The sequence below is a fragment of the Roseofilum sp. KMC-1 genome (assembly GCF_057802075.1).
On record NZ_CM173605.1, the window covers coordinates 2,219,201 to 2,235,964 of the forward strand.

15 protein-coding genes and 2 tRNA genes are annotated in these 16,764 nt (G+C 45.7%); 8 read left to right on the forward strand and 9 right to left on the reverse strand.

Annotated elements, in window-relative coordinates; all coding sequences use genetic code 11:
* Positions 1-80 precede the first annotated feature (80 nt).
* Complete coding sequence (locus AC3FZD_RS10355) at positions 81-932, forward strand: SH3 domain-containing protein (protein WP_488740047.1); 852 nt, start codon at positions 81-83, stop codon at positions 930-932.
* Here AC3FZD_RS10355 and purB read toward each other — a convergent pair.
* On the reverse strand, positions 914-2,209 hold the full coding sequence (gene purB / locus AC3FZD_RS10360; protein WP_488740048.1) for an adenylosuccinate lyase: 1,296 nt from the start codon (positions 2,207-2,209) through the stop codon (positions 914-916). The genes AC3FZD_RS10355 and purB overlap by 19 nt on opposite strands.
* Before the next feature lie 155 nt (positions 2,210-2,364).
* Between purB and AC3FZD_RS10365 the strand changes: the two genes are divergently transcribed.
* Positions 2,365-5,103 carry an adenylate/guanylate cyclase domain-containing protein gene (locus tag AC3FZD_RS10365; protein WP_488740049.1) on the forward strand — a complete coding sequence of 913 codons (2,739 nt, stop codon included), beginning with the start codon at positions 2,365-2,367 and terminating at the stop codon, positions 5,101-5,103.
* Between the two features lie 218 nt (positions 5,104-5,321).
* Here AC3FZD_RS10365 and AC3FZD_RS10370 read toward each other — a convergent pair whose 3' ends face one another.
* A complete protein-coding gene (locus AC3FZD_RS10370; protein ID WP_488740050.1) occupies positions 5,322-5,663 on the reverse strand; it encodes a hypothetical protein in 342 nt (113 codons plus the stop codon).
* Between the two features lie 151 nt (positions 5,664-5,814).
* Between AC3FZD_RS10370 and AC3FZD_RS10375 the strand changes: the two genes are divergently transcribed.
* Positions 5,815-5,902: transfer RNA gene (locus AC3FZD_RS10375), tRNA-Ser, on the forward strand.
* 13 nt (positions 5,903-5,915) lie between these two features.
* On the opposite strand, the gene AC3FZD_RS10380 is transcribed toward AC3FZD_RS10375, so the two are convergent.
* The 4 genes from AC3FZD_RS10380 to AC3FZD_RS10395 all read right to left on the reverse strand — a co-directional run bounded on the left by AC3FZD_RS10380 (position 5,916) and on the right by AC3FZD_RS10395 (position 10,223).
* Positions 5,916-6,605 carry a polysaccharide deacetylase family protein gene (locus tag AC3FZD_RS10380; protein WP_488740051.1) on the reverse strand — a complete coding sequence of 230 codons (690 nt, stop codon included), beginning with the start codon at positions 6,603-6,605 and terminating at the stop codon, positions 5,916-5,918.
* A gap of 108 nt (positions 6,606-6,713) precedes the next feature.
* Positions 6,714-7,484 carry a hypothetical protein gene (locus tag AC3FZD_RS10385; protein ID WP_488740052.1) on the reverse strand — a complete coding sequence of 257 codons (771 nt, stop codon included), beginning with the start codon at positions 7,482-7,484 and terminating at the stop codon, positions 6,714-6,716.
* Positions 7,485-7,980: 496 nt separating this feature from the next.
* Complete coding sequence (locus AC3FZD_RS10390; protein ID WP_488740053.1) at positions 7,981-8,352, reverse strand: hypothetical protein; 372 nt, start codon at positions 8,350-8,352, stop codon at positions 7,981-7,983.
* 161 nt (positions 8,353-8,513) lie between these two features.
* Positions 8,514-10,223, reverse strand: a complete 1,710-nt coding sequence (locus tag AC3FZD_RS10395; RefSeq protein WP_488740054.1) for an ABC1 kinase family protein — start codon at positions 10,221-10,223, stop codon at positions 8,514-8,516.
* 80 nt (positions 10,224-10,303) lie between these two features.
* Here AC3FZD_RS10395 and AC3FZD_RS10400 point away from each other — a divergent pair, with 80 nt between their 5' ends.
* Positions 10,304-10,516, forward strand: coding sequence for a hypothetical protein (locus AC3FZD_RS10400; RefSeq protein ID WP_488740055.1), 213 nt, complete (start codon positions 10,304-10,306; stop codon positions 10,514-10,516).
* On the opposite strand, the gene AC3FZD_RS10405 is transcribed toward AC3FZD_RS10400, so the two are convergent.
* Positions 10,511-11,638: a DegT/DnrJ/EryC1/StrS family aminotransferase gene (locus AC3FZD_RS10405; protein ID WP_488740056.1), complete on the reverse strand. Its 1,128-nt coding sequence runs from the start codon at positions 11,636-11,638 to the stop codon at positions 10,511-10,513. The two genes, AC3FZD_RS10400 and AC3FZD_RS10405, sit on opposite strands and share 6 nt — an antisense overlap.
* A 218-nt stretch (positions 11,639-11,856) precedes the next feature.
* On the opposite strand from AC3FZD_RS10405, the gene AC3FZD_RS10410 reads away from it, so the two are divergent.
* The gene (locus AC3FZD_RS10410) at positions 11,857-13,704 is read left to right on the forward strand and encodes a TolC family protein (RefSeq protein WP_488740057.1); all 1,848 of its coding nucleotides are present in this window, start codon (positions 11,857-11,859) and stop codon (positions 13,702-13,704) included.
* A gap of 45 nt (positions 13,705-13,749) precedes the next feature.
* On the opposite strand, the gene AC3FZD_RS10415 is transcribed toward AC3FZD_RS10410, so the two are convergent.
* Entirely contained in the window at positions 13,750-14,292 is a 543-nt protein-coding gene (locus tag AC3FZD_RS10415; RefSeq protein ID WP_488740058.1) for a HEPN domain-containing protein, read from the reverse strand.
* Complete coding sequence (locus AC3FZD_RS10420; protein ID WP_488740059.1) at positions 14,289-14,630, reverse strand: nucleotidyltransferase domain-containing protein; 342 nt, start codon at positions 14,628-14,630, stop codon at positions 14,289-14,291. The genes AC3FZD_RS10415 and AC3FZD_RS10420 overlap by 4 nt, the downstream gene beginning before the upstream one ends.
* Before the next feature lie 121 nt (positions 14,631-14,751).
* Here AC3FZD_RS10420 and AC3FZD_RS10425 point away from each other — a divergent pair.
* From AC3FZD_RS10425 to AC3FZD_RS10435, 3 genes are all read left to right on the forward strand, one after another.
* A tRNA-Gly gene (locus AC3FZD_RS10425) sits at positions 14,752-14,823 on the forward strand.
* Positions 14,824-14,978: 155 nt separating this feature from the next.
* Entirely contained in the window at positions 14,979-15,398 is a 420-nt protein-coding gene (locus tag AC3FZD_RS10430; RefSeq protein WP_488740060.1) for a hypothetical protein, read from the forward strand.
* Between the two features lie 20 nt (positions 15,399-15,418).
* On the forward strand, positions 15,419-16,663 hold the full coding sequence (locus tag AC3FZD_RS10435) for a glutamate-5-semialdehyde dehydrogenase (RefSeq protein WP_488740061.1): 1,245 nt from the start codon (positions 15,419-15,421) through the stop codon (positions 16,661-16,663).
* The last annotated feature ends 101 nt before the right edge of the window (positions 16,664-16,764 follow it).

Sequence of the window (16,764 nt, forward strand, 5' to 3'; positions counted from 1 at the left end):
AATGGAACAAAATTTAGCGATAGTCTCTGGGACTTAGACCGATTAGGGAATAAGTTTCAACTCAAATCAAAGGATGTAATATGTATATTTCTTTTAAGTCTCCCAAAGTTATTGCTGTCGGTTTAGTCGGTTTGTTGGCTAGTTTAAATGTAGAAACTTTAGATCGATGGGGAGCGCCCCCTACGGATCTGACTTATGTATCCATCGATCGCTCAGAACCGCCCGATCCCATTCCCAGCAACCCAGCCATCTCTAAACAAACGGCCCATTGGGTAGCCCCTAAGACCGATCTAGAAAAGGGATCGTTGCTCCCCCCCCATTTAAATAAAAATTGGACTTCTGTAGAATTAATGGCTTCCCAAGAGACTCTAGTCAGAGATTTGGAATACTGTGTGATTAGTATGGCCCAACTCTCTACAAAAAAGTCTCCCTTATATGTGCGAGCCACTCCCAGAAATAATGGGGCGATCGTGGGAGAACTAGAAAGCGGCCGATGGATTGGCATTATAAATGGCACTGACCAATGGTTTGAAATTATTGACCCCACCAAAGGCTGGATTAAGCGGTCGGAGGTCGATAGTGCTTGCAATGAAAAGGTAGAACGATTAAATTTAGGGCCTCGCCGATCTTCAATCCCTGTTAAAGACCGCATGGTGGGTGTGGGAGTCCACCGCTATTTAATTCATGTGCCACCCGGAAAAGCCTTAACCCTGAAAAATGTGGAAGGGACTATACCCAGAATCATCGATCCTCATGGGGAGCTGACCCAAAATTGGCACACCACTGAGGAGGGACTCCCCGAATGGACGGGGGAATTGATTGAGTCGGGAGACTACAGACTAGAAGTGGTCTCCCATGATTCCCGGTTGGAATATTCCTTCTTGGTGGAAGTTACCCCCCTTCAGGAATATGCTCAGATACTCAATCGTTGATATACCCGATCTAGATGTCTCAGATGTTGATGGGGATCGAAGCAGTCATTAATCTCTTCTGGGGAAAGAGATTGGGTAACCTGGGGATGTTGGCTAATCAGCCTGCGAAAATCTCCATCGGGGTTGTTCCAGGCTTGGTGGGCACTTTCTTGGACAATTTTATAGGCTTCTTCGCGCTGTAAACCTTTTTCCACTAAGGTTAAGAGAACCCGTTGGGAGAAGATTACCCCACCATAAACGTTCATGTTGCGCTTCATGTTTTCGGGGTAGACCAACAGGTTTTTCACCAAGTTGATGATTTCATGGAGCATGAAGTGAAGCAGGATACAGGCATCTGGTAGAATCACCCGCTCGACTGAACTATGGGAAATATCCCGCTCGTGCCACAGGGCCACATTTTCTAAGGCAGCGATCGCATGACCTCTGATAATGCGAGCTAAACCCGTTAGTCGTTCGGAGCGAATGGGGTTGCGTTTATGGGGCATAGCAGAAGAGCCTTTTTGCCCTTTAGCAAAGTATTCTTCCACTTCTAGAACATCTGTGCGCTGGAGATTGCGAATTTCCACCGCAAACCGTTCAATGGAAGCCGCAAGCAGGGCGAAGGTTTGCAGATATTCGGCATGGCGATCGCGGGAAATCACTTGAGTTGAGGCACAATCGGGTTGTAATCCCAAGTATTGACAAGCTAACTCTTCTACTTTAGGGTCAATATTGGCGTAGGTTCCCACCGCACCCGAAATTTTACCCACCGCAATTTGGGACTGGAGATGACAAAGGCGATCGCGATGACGCAGCACTTCTGCTAACCATCCCGCCAACTTAAAGCCAAACGTCATCGGTTCCGCATGAATTCCATGGGATCTACCCACCATCACCGTATTCCGATGTTGGCCCGCTTGATAGCGAATCGCTTGCACCAGTTCTTCAACCTGATGTTGGATCAAATCCAAACTCGCCACCATTTGCAGCGCCAACGCCGTATCTAGGACATCTGAACTGGTTAATCCCAAATGGATATATCGCCCAGCATCCCCTACATACTCATTGACATTGGTCAAAAAAGCAATCACATCATGACGGACTTCGGCTTCAATTTCTAGAACTCTTTTGAGATCAAACTTAGCTTTTGCTTTGATCTCTTCCACGGCCTCAGTTGGAATATAACCTAATTCCGCTTGAGCTTCGCAGACCGCAATTTCAACTTGCAACCAAGTTTTTAGCTTAAAGTCATCCGTCCAAATTTCGCCCATTTCGGGCAGAGTATAACGCTCAATCACAGCTTGTGTCGGAGAATACCACGCCCATATTTTACCCTTGAAGGGCCCTTTCTGATGATCCAGTTGAAGGATGTGCTAACTTTAAGGACAAGATAGCTCCATTGGTAAACCTTTTGGCTCTCTTCCTCTTCCCCTACTGTTTCCCAATCCTCTAAATGGTTTGGCACGCAACGTCTCAATACTTAAAGCGCCTCCCCTTACGCCTAGTTTTAGTCGTTCCTTTTGTTGTGCAAATCTGTGCCACTGTGGGATTAGTCGGTTATCTCTCTTATCGTACTGGACAAAGAGCAGTAGAAGATTTGGCCGATCGATTAATGACGGAAATTGGCGATCGCGTCGATGGTCATTTGCGATCGCATCTCAAAGAACCCCATCGGCTCAATCAAACCAATGCCGAATCCATTCGCTTAAACCTGCTCGATCTCAATTTTCCCCAACTCCTAGAAAAGCAATTTTGGCTACAAAGTCAAGTCAATGATTTTGTCACTTTCATCTATTTTGGCACTCCTGAAGGTGGAATTATTCTTTCCGGTAAAGGAGATGATGGTCAGTCCATTATCCGCGTAACCGAAAACTTAGTGAGCGGTAACTATTATAAATACTCAGTTGATAGTGAAGGCAACCGCCAAGACCTCTTAGAGACCAGAACCTATGATGCCAGAGTTCGCCCTTGGTTTAAAGCGGCACAACAGGCAAAAAAGCCCATCTGGAGTGATATTTATCTGTTTGTTTCAACCCAAAGTTTAGGATTAACCGCCAGTCAACCCATTTATGATAATCAAGGAAACTTCCAAGGCGTTTTGGGCGTTGATTTATCTTTAGGCAGTATTAGTGATTTTCTACAAGAATTAACCCTTGGGCGATCGGGGCAAATTTTTATCATAGAGCGCAATGGAGAATTGGTTGCTTCCTCTAACCCCAATCAAGCCCTTTTCACCGATCGCTCCAAAACTCAAATCAAAGCGGATAAAAGTGAAGATTTCATCATCCAAAATACCGCGATTTTCCTGGAAAAAGAATTTGGCGACTTTTACAATATAGACCGACCTCAAAAGCTAGAATTTGAATTACAAAATAATCTCTACTTTTTACAGATTTCACCCCTCAAAGATTCCTATGGATTAGATTGGTTAATTGTAATTGTTGTTCCAGAATCTGATTTTATGTCTCAGATTTATGATAATACCAACAATACAATTATTTTATGTCTTTTCGCCTTAATTGTAGCCGTCATTAGTGGCATATTAACTGCTCGCTGGGTGACCTATCCCATTTTAACCTTAAATCGTTCTGCTCAAGCCCTAGCTGCTGGCAGTTGGAAAGCGCCTGAATTGCCCGATCGCTCTGATGAGTTAGGACAACTGGCGATCTCTTTTCATAGCATGGCCGAGCAGCTTACTAAAACCTTTTCTATTCTCGATCAAAGCAACAAAGATTTAGAACAGCGTGTAGAAGAAAGAACTGCATCTCTGGCGGCGGCTGAGGCAGAATTGCGCGGCTTGTTTGAAGCGATGACTGAACTAATTTTAGTGTTTAATCGTCAGGGCGACTATGAAAAAATCATTTCTGGAAGTGATGATTTTTTAAGTCACAGTAGACAATTTTTACTCCATCATAATATCAGAGATTTTCTAGAACCAGAATTAGTCAATTGGCATTTAGAACAAATTGCTAAAGTTCTGGACACTTCCCAGACTCATCGAGTCGAGTATCAGATGATCATTCGAGGAGAAAAACATTGGTTTTCGGCTAATGTTTCTCCCATCTCCGATCGATCGGTTATTTGGGTTGTCCGAGATATTACGCCCCAAAAACAAGCGCAAATTGCCTTAGAAAATGCCCTAGCTTTGCAGAAAGCGGTATTAGAATCTATTACGGATGGAATTGTTGCTGTCGATCGCTCGGAAAAAGCGATCGCTTACAATACTCAATTTATCAAAATGTGGAAAATTCCTCCAGCAGTTTTAGCTTCTGAAAATATCCAAGATCAACGAAATTTTCTAGCACAACAAGTGGAAGATCCAGCAGCCTTTCTCAAACGCCAACAAGAAATGGTGAACAGTCCAGAAGCAGAAGGAACGGGTATTATTCCCTTTAAGGATGGTCGAGTATTTGAACAATTTTCTCGTCCCCAGAAAGTCGGCGATCAGATCGTGGGACGGGTATGGGGATTTCGCGATATTACGGAGCGCAAGCAAGCAGAAGAAGCTCTGAGACAAGAAAAAGAGCGATCGGAAAAGCTGTTATTGAATATTCTACCAGAGGCGATCGCCAATCGGCTCAAACAGGATCAAAGCTCTTTAGCGGAAGATTTTGAATCCGTGACGATTCTATTTGCTGATATTGTCGGATTTACCCCCCTAGCAGCTCAAGTTCAACCGATTCAACTGGTGGATATGCTCAATCAAATCTTTTCCACTTTTGACCAACTGACAGAAACCTATGGACTGGAAAAAATTAAAACCATTGGTGATGCCTATATGGTAGCAGGAGGACTCCCCGATCCGATGCCAAATCACCTGGATATTATGGCGCGGATGGCCTTAGCTATGCAAGCTTATATGGGTCAATTTCGTACTCCTATGGGGGATAATTTCCAAATCCGGATTGGGATGCATACGGGATCTGTGATTGCAGGAGTGATTGGTAAAAAGAAATTTATCTATGATTTATGGGGAGATACGGTGAATGTGGCTTCCCGTATGGAATCATCAGGAGAACCCGGTAAAATTCAAGTGACTGAACCCGTCTATGAAGCCTTAAAAGAGCAGTATATTTTAGAAAAACGGGGTAAAATTTTTGTGAAAGGGAAAGGAGAAATGGATACCTACTGGTTGATTTCGCGCCAACCGACTTTAAGAAGATCGTCTGATTCCCTTAGTGAAATAGGCTAAACAAAAAGTAGTGAGTCCAGCCATTCCCACAACGTTGAAAGGTCGATCCAATAAGAGCGAGATCATGGCTAACAGTAGAATGCTACTGAATACATATCGATTTTTGAGGAACATGGTATCAATTAAAAATTAAAAATTAAAAATTAAAAATGGGTCTGGCTTGGGGGGATCTTTGCCTATTGCCTATCCCCCTCTTGCCTATTGCCGAGGACAAAGTGCTAACCGAGTAAGGAATCAAATTCAGCTTTTAAGGCTTTGACATCGGCGAGTCTAGCCACCAATAGGTTATCATTGCCAGCCCGATCTAAGCGCTCTTTCCAATGCTGAATTCCTTCTGCATTGTTCATCCAGTAATGGATGACGGTATCGACGACTCGATCTAATTCCCAACCCCTAGAGGGAGGAACGGGTTCAACAGATTGTAGAAATGCATCTAGGGTGCATTCATAGGTGGCAACATACTCAGCACCTTGGCGAGGGTCTTCTGTAGCTCTCTCTTGTTGATGGTTGAAAAAATGTAAAATGGGTGAAACCCCCAAAATGTCAAAGGTGTAATTCATGGACTTTCCTCCTGAATCTTAGGGTGCGATCGCTCTTCAATAGTAGATAAATTTGACTATAGCGGGCGATCGCCTGGCTTTAAGTAACTGATTGTACGGATTTTGCATAAATCTTGCCACTTTATGTTAAGATCCATAAAAGCCAACACTCGGAGAGGTGGCAGAGTGGTTGAATGCGGCACACTCGAAATGTGTTAACAGTTAATAGCTGTTCGGGGGTTCAAATCCCCCCCTCTCCGTTCTCAAAAGCCTTTACCCAATAGAGCGCCAAAGCTCATCGATGCTGACAATCTGATACTCCTGTTCTAAAAGCAGGGGTAGGATCTCCTCGGTGGTTTCAGCCACGCTCTGACCCCCATACAAGCCATCATGGAGAACAACCAGGGAACCCGGACAAACAGTTTCCATCACCCGCTTGACTACAATGGCAATGCCTGGATTAACCCAATCTTCGGGAACGACCGTCCACATCACCGGCCGATAGTTCCATTCTTTCAACAGTTCTAGGGTTTGAGGAGTGAACACTCCATTGGGAGGCCGCACATCTCGAAACCGGTAGCGATGGGTTTGTGGATCTAAATTACAGGCCTCAAGAATAGCCGTTTGGGTTTGATATAACCTTTCGTAGAGTTGCTCAGGGGTGAGTTCAGGAAAGTTCTGATGGGTATAGCCATGTAACCCAATCCAATGACCCTGATGGTAAACGGCTTGAGCGACTTCTGGATACTGTTTCACCCTTTCTCCGAGCCAAAAAAAGTTGGCTTTAATTTGATGGGTTTCTAAAACCTTTAACAGTTCAGGGGTGTATTGGGGATGGGGGCCATCATCAAAGGTAAGGGCGATCGCCTTTTGATCCGGATTTCCCCGCCATAAACACGCTGGAAACAGGGATTTTAAGCCTTGATAGAGGATGGGATATAGGGGATAGAACTGGAGAGACATGGCGCTTAGATCAATTAAAAATTAAACATTAAACCTTAAAAAGGGTTAGGGGTTAGGGGGATCTTTTTCCCTTGTACTCCATTTAAGTAAAGCGCTGTAATTCCCCACTTACTTAAATAACCGATAGCGCTCTAGCAAGGTTTCTAGAGTTTGGGGAAGAATGTCTTTTAACTCTTGTGCAGATTGAAAGGAGAGGCGGTTTTGGGGAGAGACATCAAAGGGAAATTGTCCCGGAAACTCGGAACGCTCCATTTGCGCGAGTAGGATTTGTTCCGGTCGTTTGATAGAGAGAGCATATCCCATTTCTACGCAGACATAGGGACTGGGTATCAGATGGGTTACTTCTGAAGTTTCCAGTTGCGTCACGGGAGTGCCATCGGCAATGAAGAGCAAGCTTTGGCGAATGCGACGCATCAGGGGATTATGGAGACGAATGGGGGCTTGATTGGGACGATGGGAGGATTCTAAAGTTAGGGTTAGGCGCGATCGCCGATTCAGATCGGTAATGGCTTCTTCTAAGGTTTCCTGTAAGATCTGACTCGATGCTCCATATTCTTGCTGATAGCAGAAAAAGATCATCGGATCGAGATGGGCCATCACTTCCTGTTTGGTAAAGTAAATCTCATGGCTGGTGAGGTCAATATTGGAGATGGCATAACCCCCACTGCCTTCGATATAAAATTCAATGGTTTCCCCCTGCAAATATCTCTGAAACCAAGTGGATTGTTTGACTTCTTCGCTATCTTCGAGGAAATCAGCACGCAAAGCAGACTTAAGTAAACTCTGTTTACTCAAGCGCATATCGGGGGGGCGTTTTTCTAGTTCTGGAATTGGCTCATATTCTTGGAGATACCAAGCCTTCAGCGCAATAATGGCCATAAGCTTTCGTGAGGGAGAATTCTACTTATCGATTGTAACGGATTAAGGAATTTCCCTGCTGATTTTCTGCTTTGATTACTTTTAAAAGCACAACTGCACCTCAATAGTTCCCTGAAATCTTCCTTGCTTAGGTTAAGTCTATTTGGAGGATAACGGGTTAACTCATTTCTAACTTAACTCCGCTTTTTTACTCCCAGTTTACTCACTTCTTAAGGAAAGACCAGCCACCGATTGGGTGCAGTTTGTACTTGGAGAGACAGATGATAGTGAAACAGTGTTTTACCTCTCAAACTAATGGATAGAAATAGACTGTTTAATCTGCCGAATGGAGTTTTTCTTTAGCTCCATAGTTTTAATATAGGGGATAGTTTAATCCCAATCAAGCAATTGAGATTAAACTTAACAAAGAACCAGGATCTTGCTCGCTCGTTACTTCTAGCGAGCAAGATGCTCGCACTACGTCATATTGCCTATCGCCTTCCCATTTAACTGTTTATTAACCCCAGGAGTCTAGATCTAGAGCTTTCGAGCCACCTTGTTGCAGTTGAACTAAGACTTGACGGAGTTGATACCAAACCAAGCCACTGACAAATAGGGTAACCGGGAGGGAAATGAAATAGGCGATCGTCGTCGGAAAGCCAAACACCGCCAACCCTGAAGACAAGAATACACAAGCACCGACAAAAATGCCCGTAAACGGGAACAGCAGTTTTGGCCCCTGAAGGCTAGTGATGTCATAGTCGCTAGATTTGGATGACCAGAGCTTGGCGGCTTCCGTCAATGTGGCATAAAAGGCGGCTCCTGATGTCAAGCTGACGAGCAAACCAATAATTAATAAGGCATAGGGAGGTTGTGCAGTATAGTACACGAATACTACTCCTGGGTGCAATTGAGATAATAGAGTTTCCCTAGGGAGTATACAGCGCTTTCTGCTTTGCAGACAGGCACGCACTCTCTGTGGGGGAATGGGGGAATGGGGGAGTGGGGGGCGCAACCCACTCAACTCTGACCGAAAATGAGCGTTGGGTGTTACTGGGTGAACGCTGCCACAGAAGGCAAGAGCAAAGCCGCTCGTTCTCTGGAAAAATCGGCGATCGCCCCCCAAGCTGCATCGAGCAAGCGACTCGGTTGGATATCATCCTGAATTAAATGCCAGAGGCGCTGCACTTCCTCCGTATGCAGGCGGTCATTTTCCGTAAGGGCTAAGACAATCTGATGGCGCAGATATTGCCCCTCTTCTGAGAGCAGATATTGCAAACCTAACTGGGCTGTGGGCATGATATCAAAGCCACTATCGGAACGGGCGATCGCCAGCATATTCTCTAAACGATCCCAACGGAACTTCCCATCTTTAATCAGCACCTCTAACAAGCGCCTTCTTAGACTTGGGGTTTCACCCGTTAGTAACCGTTGAGCCACATAGGGATAGGCAATTTCCACAATTCTAAAATCGGGATTAATGCTCAGAGCCAATCCTTCTTGAGTCACCAGCGAGCGGATAATTAAAGCAAATTTCGCCGGAACTCGGAAGGGATACTCATACATAATTTCCGAGAACTTATCCGTAATCGTCTTAAAATTAAAGTCTCGAACACTTTCACCAATAATATCCCCAAACACCGCTTCTAGGGCAGGAATAATCGGTTGAATATCCGTATCTGGAGTCAGAAAACCCAACTTCACAAAGTCTTCTGCTAACTCCGCATAATCCTTATTAATCAGATGAACGACCGCATCCACTAAGGTTTCTTTAGCGATTTGATCCAACTGATCCATCATACCAAAATCAATATAGCCCATTTGCGCCCCAATCCCTGATGGGCCCGATAGAGCGAACAGATTACCTGGATGGGGATCGGCATGGAAGAAACCAAACTCTAGCAACTGTTGCAGTCCTGTGGTTACCCCTATGCGGATAATTTTATCTGCATCTAAACCCGCTTCAGTAATTTCGGCGGTATTGGTGAGTTTATAGCCATTAATCCATTCTAGGGTCAAGACTTTCTTGGCGCAGTAATTCCAATAAATTAGGGGAACTTTAACTTGGGGATGATAGCGAAAGTTTTCGGCAAACTTTTCAGCATTTTTTCCTTCATTAATATAGTCAGTTTCTTCAAATAATTTTGTGCCAAATTCATCCACAATCAGGGTCAGGTCATGGCCCAAATTGAGGGGCAGAAATGGAGAGAGCCAACGGGCCGCCCAGCGCATCAGGTATAAATCGAGGGTGAGGATGGGGAGCAAGCTGGGGCGTTGAACTTTAATGGCGACTTCTTCCCCGCTATGGAGCCGTCCTCGATAGACTTGTCCTAAACTAGCGGCAGCAACTGGATGGGGGGAAATTTCCAGATAGATTTGGGAGATGGAAGCCCCCAGCTCTCTCTCGATAATCTCAAAGGCGGTTTGATTGGCAAAGGGAGGTAAACGATCTTGAAGTTTGGTTAATTCTTCCAGAAAGTCTTTGCGAATTAGATCGGGGCGGGTAGAGAGGGCTTGACCGACCTTAATATAAGTTGGCCCGAGGTGAGTGAGTAATTCCCGGAGTTGGGTAGCCCGTTTGGGGCGATTTTGTTCGGATTGTTTCCTGAGTTGATCCCATTTCAGGGAGAAGATAAACCCTAAAAAAGCCCCGACTAAAGTCACAATTCGATAGAGACTTTGCCAAGGGCGGAATCTATAGTAGCTGGCGATCGCCTGGGGGTCGTATCTCCTGAGCCGCTCAAGTGGATGTTGCTTCACGCTCACTGATGCCTCTTGATAATCACAATTTTGACCATGGAAATTTTAGCGTTCTATCGGCAATAGATAGATTTTATTAAATGTCCACCATTGATGAATTAGAATCTTATGGATTCTGGGCCGGTTGTTTTGCCTTTCTCCTGGATTCTATTGTGGTAGGTTGGACGAGTTTTTTTATCTTTTTCTTAACTATAGTACAAAAAACTTCAACTTTTCTCCTGTTTTTGTTAAGTAATGTAAAAGATTTGAGTTCGTCTCTGGTTGGCTTGACCGGCGATCCCCTGGCACTATAAGGCATTTTTTAGGCAATCTACGACCCGCTCTTGCTGCTGGGGGGTTAATTCAGGGAACAGGGGCAAAGAAAGAACTTCTTGGCTCAGTTGTTCAGCAATGGGCAATTGCTGGGGTTGATAGCCTAAATGCTCATAAACCGGTTGTAGATGTAACGGCAGGGGATAATAGACAGACGCGATTACCCCTTGCTCCCGCAGGCGCAATTGCACGCGATCGCGATACTCAGAATCTGGCCCCTGCATTCCCTTAATGCGAATCGTGTATTGATTCCAAACCGGCTCCCCTCCCTCAAGGTCTTGGGGTAGAATAATACCAGGAACTGAGGCTAAGAGCTGATGATAACGATAGGCAACTTCTCGCCGTTGCTGATTCCATTGGGTTAAATACTTGAGCTTAATGGTTAAAATCGCCGCTTGCAGGGCATCCAAACGGGAATTAACCCCAGTCACCTCATAAAGATAGCCGCTACGTCGGCCATGATCGCGCAACAGACGCACCCGATTGGCGATCGCCTCATCCTGAGTCGAGATCGCACCACCATCCCCACAGGCAGCCAAATTCTTAGTCGGATAAAAACTAAAACAGCCCACATCCCCCCAACCCCCCACAGGAGAACCATCCCAAGTCGCTCCCGTCGCCTGGGCACAATCTTCAATCACCTTCAGATTATGGGATTGGGCGATCGCCATTAACCGAGTCATATCCATCGGTCGCCCAAACAAATGTACGGGAATAATGGCCTTAGTTTTCTCAGTAATAGCTGCTTCTACCTGGGACAGATCCAGATTAAATGATTCCTCCTCCACATCCACAAATACCGGAGTAGCCCCCACCAAGGCGATCGTTTCTGCGGTAGCAATAAACGTAAACGGGGTTGTAATCACCTCATCCCCTAGCCCCACCCCCACCGCTCGCAAGGCTAAATATAAAGCATCCGTCCCCGAATTGCAGGCCAAGCAGTGATGAACCCCCACTGCTTGGGCAAACCCTTCTTCAAAAGACTCGACCACCGGCCCACCAATGTAGCGACCCGAAGCCAAAAGTTCCAGTACCGCTGCCTCCACCTCCGAGGCGATCGCTTGGTATTGTTGGGTTAAATCAACAGGGGGAATGTTGTTCACTCGCTTACACCACAGTTTGTAATCTTTACTTTAGACTCAAGGCTATGTCGGTCTATCCTACCAACAAAGTCCGAGGATTTTCTGGTTAGGATACAAAAGACCAACCCTGAAGCAAATAACTGTTTGCCAAGTTCATGGTAAGCCAGTATCCTGCTTATGGAGTCTCTGCTGTAGCCCTGACTTGTATGATCTGGGATTGTGGATTGAACTGAGGAACTATGCCAACTTTGCAGAAATTTATTGGTGTGAGTGTGGGCGCGGCGATCGCGTCAGCGATGGGGAACATTATCTCCGTGATAAATCCTAGCGTCAATGCTGCGGTTTTCGCCAGCGATCTCCTGTTAGAAACGAGCCAACCCGAACCATCTTTTGAACCCCAGACCTCTCTGGAGAACCAACAACCGCTTTTATCACCCCCCCCCCTAGAGCCAGAGGCAAAATCTACAGCCTCCGATCCCCTAGGGGGTAGGGGAGGAGATCCAACCTCCTTAACTGAACCTTCTCCAGCTTCGCTGTTGACTCAGCCAGAAGGGTCTAGGAGCGATCTCCAAACCGAGCAAACCCTGAATACCCTAGTCAACGATCCCTCCCAACCGCTTTCAGCAGAAGATAAGGCTTGGGTGAGTCGTTTACAAGCCGCCTTAACCTCCGATCCCAGCCAAAGTCGGCTCCCAGAAACCTTGGTTTCTCCCCATGTTGCCCAAACGGCTTCGGATGAACTCGCTCCCCTCTATCTCGATCCGAGTCCCAACCCTCTATTATTTCCCACTGATCCCTCAGAAGTAGCCATTGAAGGGACTCAACCGTTGACGCTTAAACAGGCGATCGATTTAGCACGGCGCAATAATATTGAGCTACAACAAAGCAAGCTACAGTTAGAGCAATCGCAAGCCCAACTCAGACAAGCAGTAGCCGCTAAGTTACCCACTCTTAACTTCCAAGGCGATCTCCAACGCTCTCAAAGTGGCAGTAGCGAAATTAGCGCCAGAAATACGGATACTTCCTTGGGCGATCCCGATTCTCCTCGCAACTCTTTAACTGGGACAGTTGAACTGCGCTATGACTTGCTCACATCAGGGTTACGCTCGTCCAACATTACCGCCGCCGAAAAACAAGTTCAGATCAATGCCCTTCAGGTCGAAGTGATTGAAGAACAAATCCGCCTTGATGTGGCAGAACAATATTATCGCCTGCAAGCGGCAGCCGAACAATTACGGATTCGTCAACAGGCCTTGCTACAGGCCGAGCGCAGTTTGAAAGATGCCCAGGCATTAGAGAATGCTGGGGTGGGGACAAGGTTTGCCGTGTTGCAGGCTCAAGTGCAAGTCGCCAATGAACAGCAACGACTCACGGAGGCGATCGCCGACTTAAGAACCGCTCGGCGTACCCTAGCCCAGATTTTGAATATGCCCCAAACCCTGGATGTATCAGCCGCCGATCCCGTCGAAATTGTCGGTCGTTGGCAACTCTCCCTCGACGATAGTATTATCCTCGCCTATAAAAATCGGGCCGAATTAGAACAGCGTTTAATGGAGCGAGAACTCAATGAAGCCCAGCGTGATGCTCGGTTAGCTGGATTAAAGCCCCAAGTGAGTCTATTTGCCAACTATAACGCCCTCAAATTATCCTTCGACGATCCCCTACTCTCCCAAGGCACTGGAGATGGCTATACCCTAGGAGCGCAACTAAACTGGACGCTCTATGATGGAGGAAGGATACGGGCCCAAGCAGATATCGAAGAAACGGAAATTGAACTGGCTGAACAACAATTTGCCGATAACCGGAATCGTATCCGCTTAGAAGTTGAAGATGCCTACTTCCAGTTAGTCTCCAGTTTTGATAACATTCAAACTTCCATTGTCGGTCTCGCCCAAGCAGAAGAAGCCCTGCGACTGGCTCGGCTGCGGTTTCAAGCTGGGGTTGGTACACAAACCGATGTCATTAACTCGGAAACTGACCTCACCCAAGCCCAATTTAACCAAGTGCAAGCGATTTTAGGGTATAACGTGGCGGTTGCTCGTCTGCAACGAGCCATTAGTAATTTACCCGCCGCTCCCACACCCTAGTGGACTGTGGGGACTGTGGGGACAATTCCCCATTCCCCCATTCCCCTATCCTTCCAAAAAGCGATGGACAATGCTTTCTGCTTGACAAAGCCGCTCAATGACCTGTTCTGAGTCAATCAGTCGCTTGAGAACCACTTGGCCGATAGTTTGGTTACTGGGAGAATCGGCCATGGGTTTAACCTCCACCATCAGAACTGCCTCTTCTACTCGATAGAGCCATAGGGTTTGGTTATGTTCAACAATTCCCATATTGAGAGGCTCAATTTCGGGTTTTCTACGCCAAACGACTTCATTCCAAATGCCGCCAAATTCCCAGACTCGGCCAATAATCCATCCATCTGATAAGAAAAAGTATTTTACAGACAAGGTTCCGGCACTCCACACAGATGTTTTTAAGAATTCAAATAGCTTAACCTGCTCTGGGTATGACGTTAAGTCTTTGGCTAAGATAAACGCTGAAGCGATATAAAACATTGCATAGTAAGCCCGTGATACGGCTAAATCTGGCAAACCATTTTCTGCTAGGAGTTCCGCACCCTCAATACTCCGCCATGCCTTCTCTAACAGTAATCTTTGCTCCTGAGTCATAATATTCTTCCCTCTCTCCTTACATTAAGGAAGAAGGGGCTATTTTCTTTTTGGTAACGCTCTGCTGATACAAATGCTCGTGAAATGACCGTATCATATTCCAGTGATAAGTTGGCAATAAATTCACTGGTCTTCTTAATCTCTTCCCGATAATCAAAGGTTCTGTTTAACACAACTAAAATATCAATATCAGAATCCTCCTTTGCGTCTCCCCTAGCCTGAGATCCATACAAAACCAAGGTATCTAAAGCATCTTGATAATGCTCATCAAACCATTGTTGAGCGATTAGAATAATGGTTTCTAAATCTTTATGTTTCATGTCATCACCAGTAATCATCTCCCCTCAATACCTTAAGGTGTCAATCTTACATTACTGAGTTATATAGCAAACCTAGAGGCAAAATTTTGGGTTAACCCCTTGACAAGAGCCAGAGTCTAGTGTAACTTAGTAAAGTGATGCGGGTATAGCTCAGTGGTAGAGCGTCACCTTGCCAAGGTGAATGTCGCGCGTTCGAATCGCGTTACCCGCTTTTAAAGCTTAAAATAAGTTGTCGTCTAGTTGCGTGTTTGCAGTTAAACTAGATAAAGATCGAACTTTGGTAAAATCAACAGGGTTCAGAGTCGATCAGGCTCTCTTTTATCGAGAAGGTTCTCAATTCATCTGAAATTAGATTATGGGTGACTTGTGCAGTCCAAAAAAGCTCAAAAAATTGATTTGACGACCCATGATTATCCTTGTCCTTGTCGTTGTCAAGGTCGCTTACAGCCGATTTTGCTCACGGAAGCGTTTGGGTGCGATCGCTGTCAGAAAATTTTTGCTGTTGAGGACAATGGATATACTTTGCAACAGGTTTCTACCAGTTCTCCCTACAAGAAAGCTTGGTACTGGACAGGAACGCAATGGGTAGCGGTGCATTCAGATTTAAAGGAATATTACTTACCGGTGGGTTTGTCGATCATTTTAGTCTTACCCATTGTATGGTTATCCTTATATTTTCTGTTAGCCCCATCAGGGTCGAGTATCATGGTGTGGATATTCATTCCCTTGATGCTGCTCCTGTTGCTGGCACTGATGAAATGGCTGGTGTATCGACGCTCTTCTTAAATGATGTAGATGACTGATCCATGACTTCATCCAATGACCTTTTAGAGGATGTGGGCGCTTCCCATCAAGCGTCTTTAATTCTGGCAAATACTTCAAGTACGGTTCGAGATCGCGCCCTAAAGATGATGGCAGAGATTTTAGATAGCTCTGTCGATCAAGTGTTGGAAGCGAATACTTTAGATTTAGAAACCTCTCGCGAGATGGCGGTTCCCGATCGAATTATAGAATGGCTCAAGTTAACACCAGAGCGCATTCAACATACGGTTCAAATCTTAAAACGCTTGTCGGAGTTCCCCGATCCCCTGCAAGAAGTGATGAATGCATCCTATCAGGTGGAAGAAGTGCAAACCTATTGCCAGCGAATGCCTTTGGGGGTGGTGGCTTTGGTGTATGAGGCGTTTCCGGAGTTGGGGGCGATCGCGGCTGGTTTGTGTTTAAAAACTGGAAATAGCTTGATTTTACGGGGAGGAAGTGAATCTTCCCATACCAATCATGCGATCGCTGAAGCCCTACAAACGGCGCTGGAGGAGGAGGGCTTGCCAAAAGATTCTTTAATCTTGTTACCCTCGGAACAGGGCGCTCCCATTCGAGATGTGATTCGCCAAGATCAGCAGATTAATTTGGTGATACCCTATGGTCGGCCGTCGTTGGTGGAACAGGTGGTGCGACAAGCGACTGTACCGGTGTTGCGATCGGCGATGGGTAATTGTTATTTATATTGGGGAATGTCAGGCAGTCTAGAGACGGTTCGTCATCTGATCGTTGATTCCCATGGGAGCGAACCTGATCCGGTGAATGCTATTGAGAAAGTCTTAATTGAACAAGGCCAAAGTTCTGCGGCGATGGTTTCTTTGTGGAAGTCTTTGAAGGAAAAAGGCTTTGAAGTGCGAGCCGATCCGCAATTAGCGGCTCAATATGAGGAGTTGAAACCGGCAGAACCGGAGGAATGGAGTCAGGCTTACTTGGAAAAAATTGTCACATTTAAGTTGGCGGATAATTTAGATGAGGCGATCGCCTGGATGAATGAACATAGCAGCGGCCATGCCAATTGTTTAGTCACCCAATCCTATAACGAAAGTCGTAAATTTGCCCTAGGCATTAACAGTGCTTCACTCTACATTAATGCCAGCCCCCGATTTTATCGCTATCGCAGCAGGGGCAATACGGTATTTTTAGGGATGTCTAATCAAAAAGGAGTACGCCGAGGTTTGATTAATTTAGAGGCTTTAACTACGGTTAAGTACATTATTCAGGGAAATGCTTGATTCAATTAAAGAGAGGAAGGAAATCCAATGGGAAACAACATAAATCCCTATTAGGGATTGAAACTAAAAACCAATCAGGGTTGCTTGTGAGCAACCCTTAA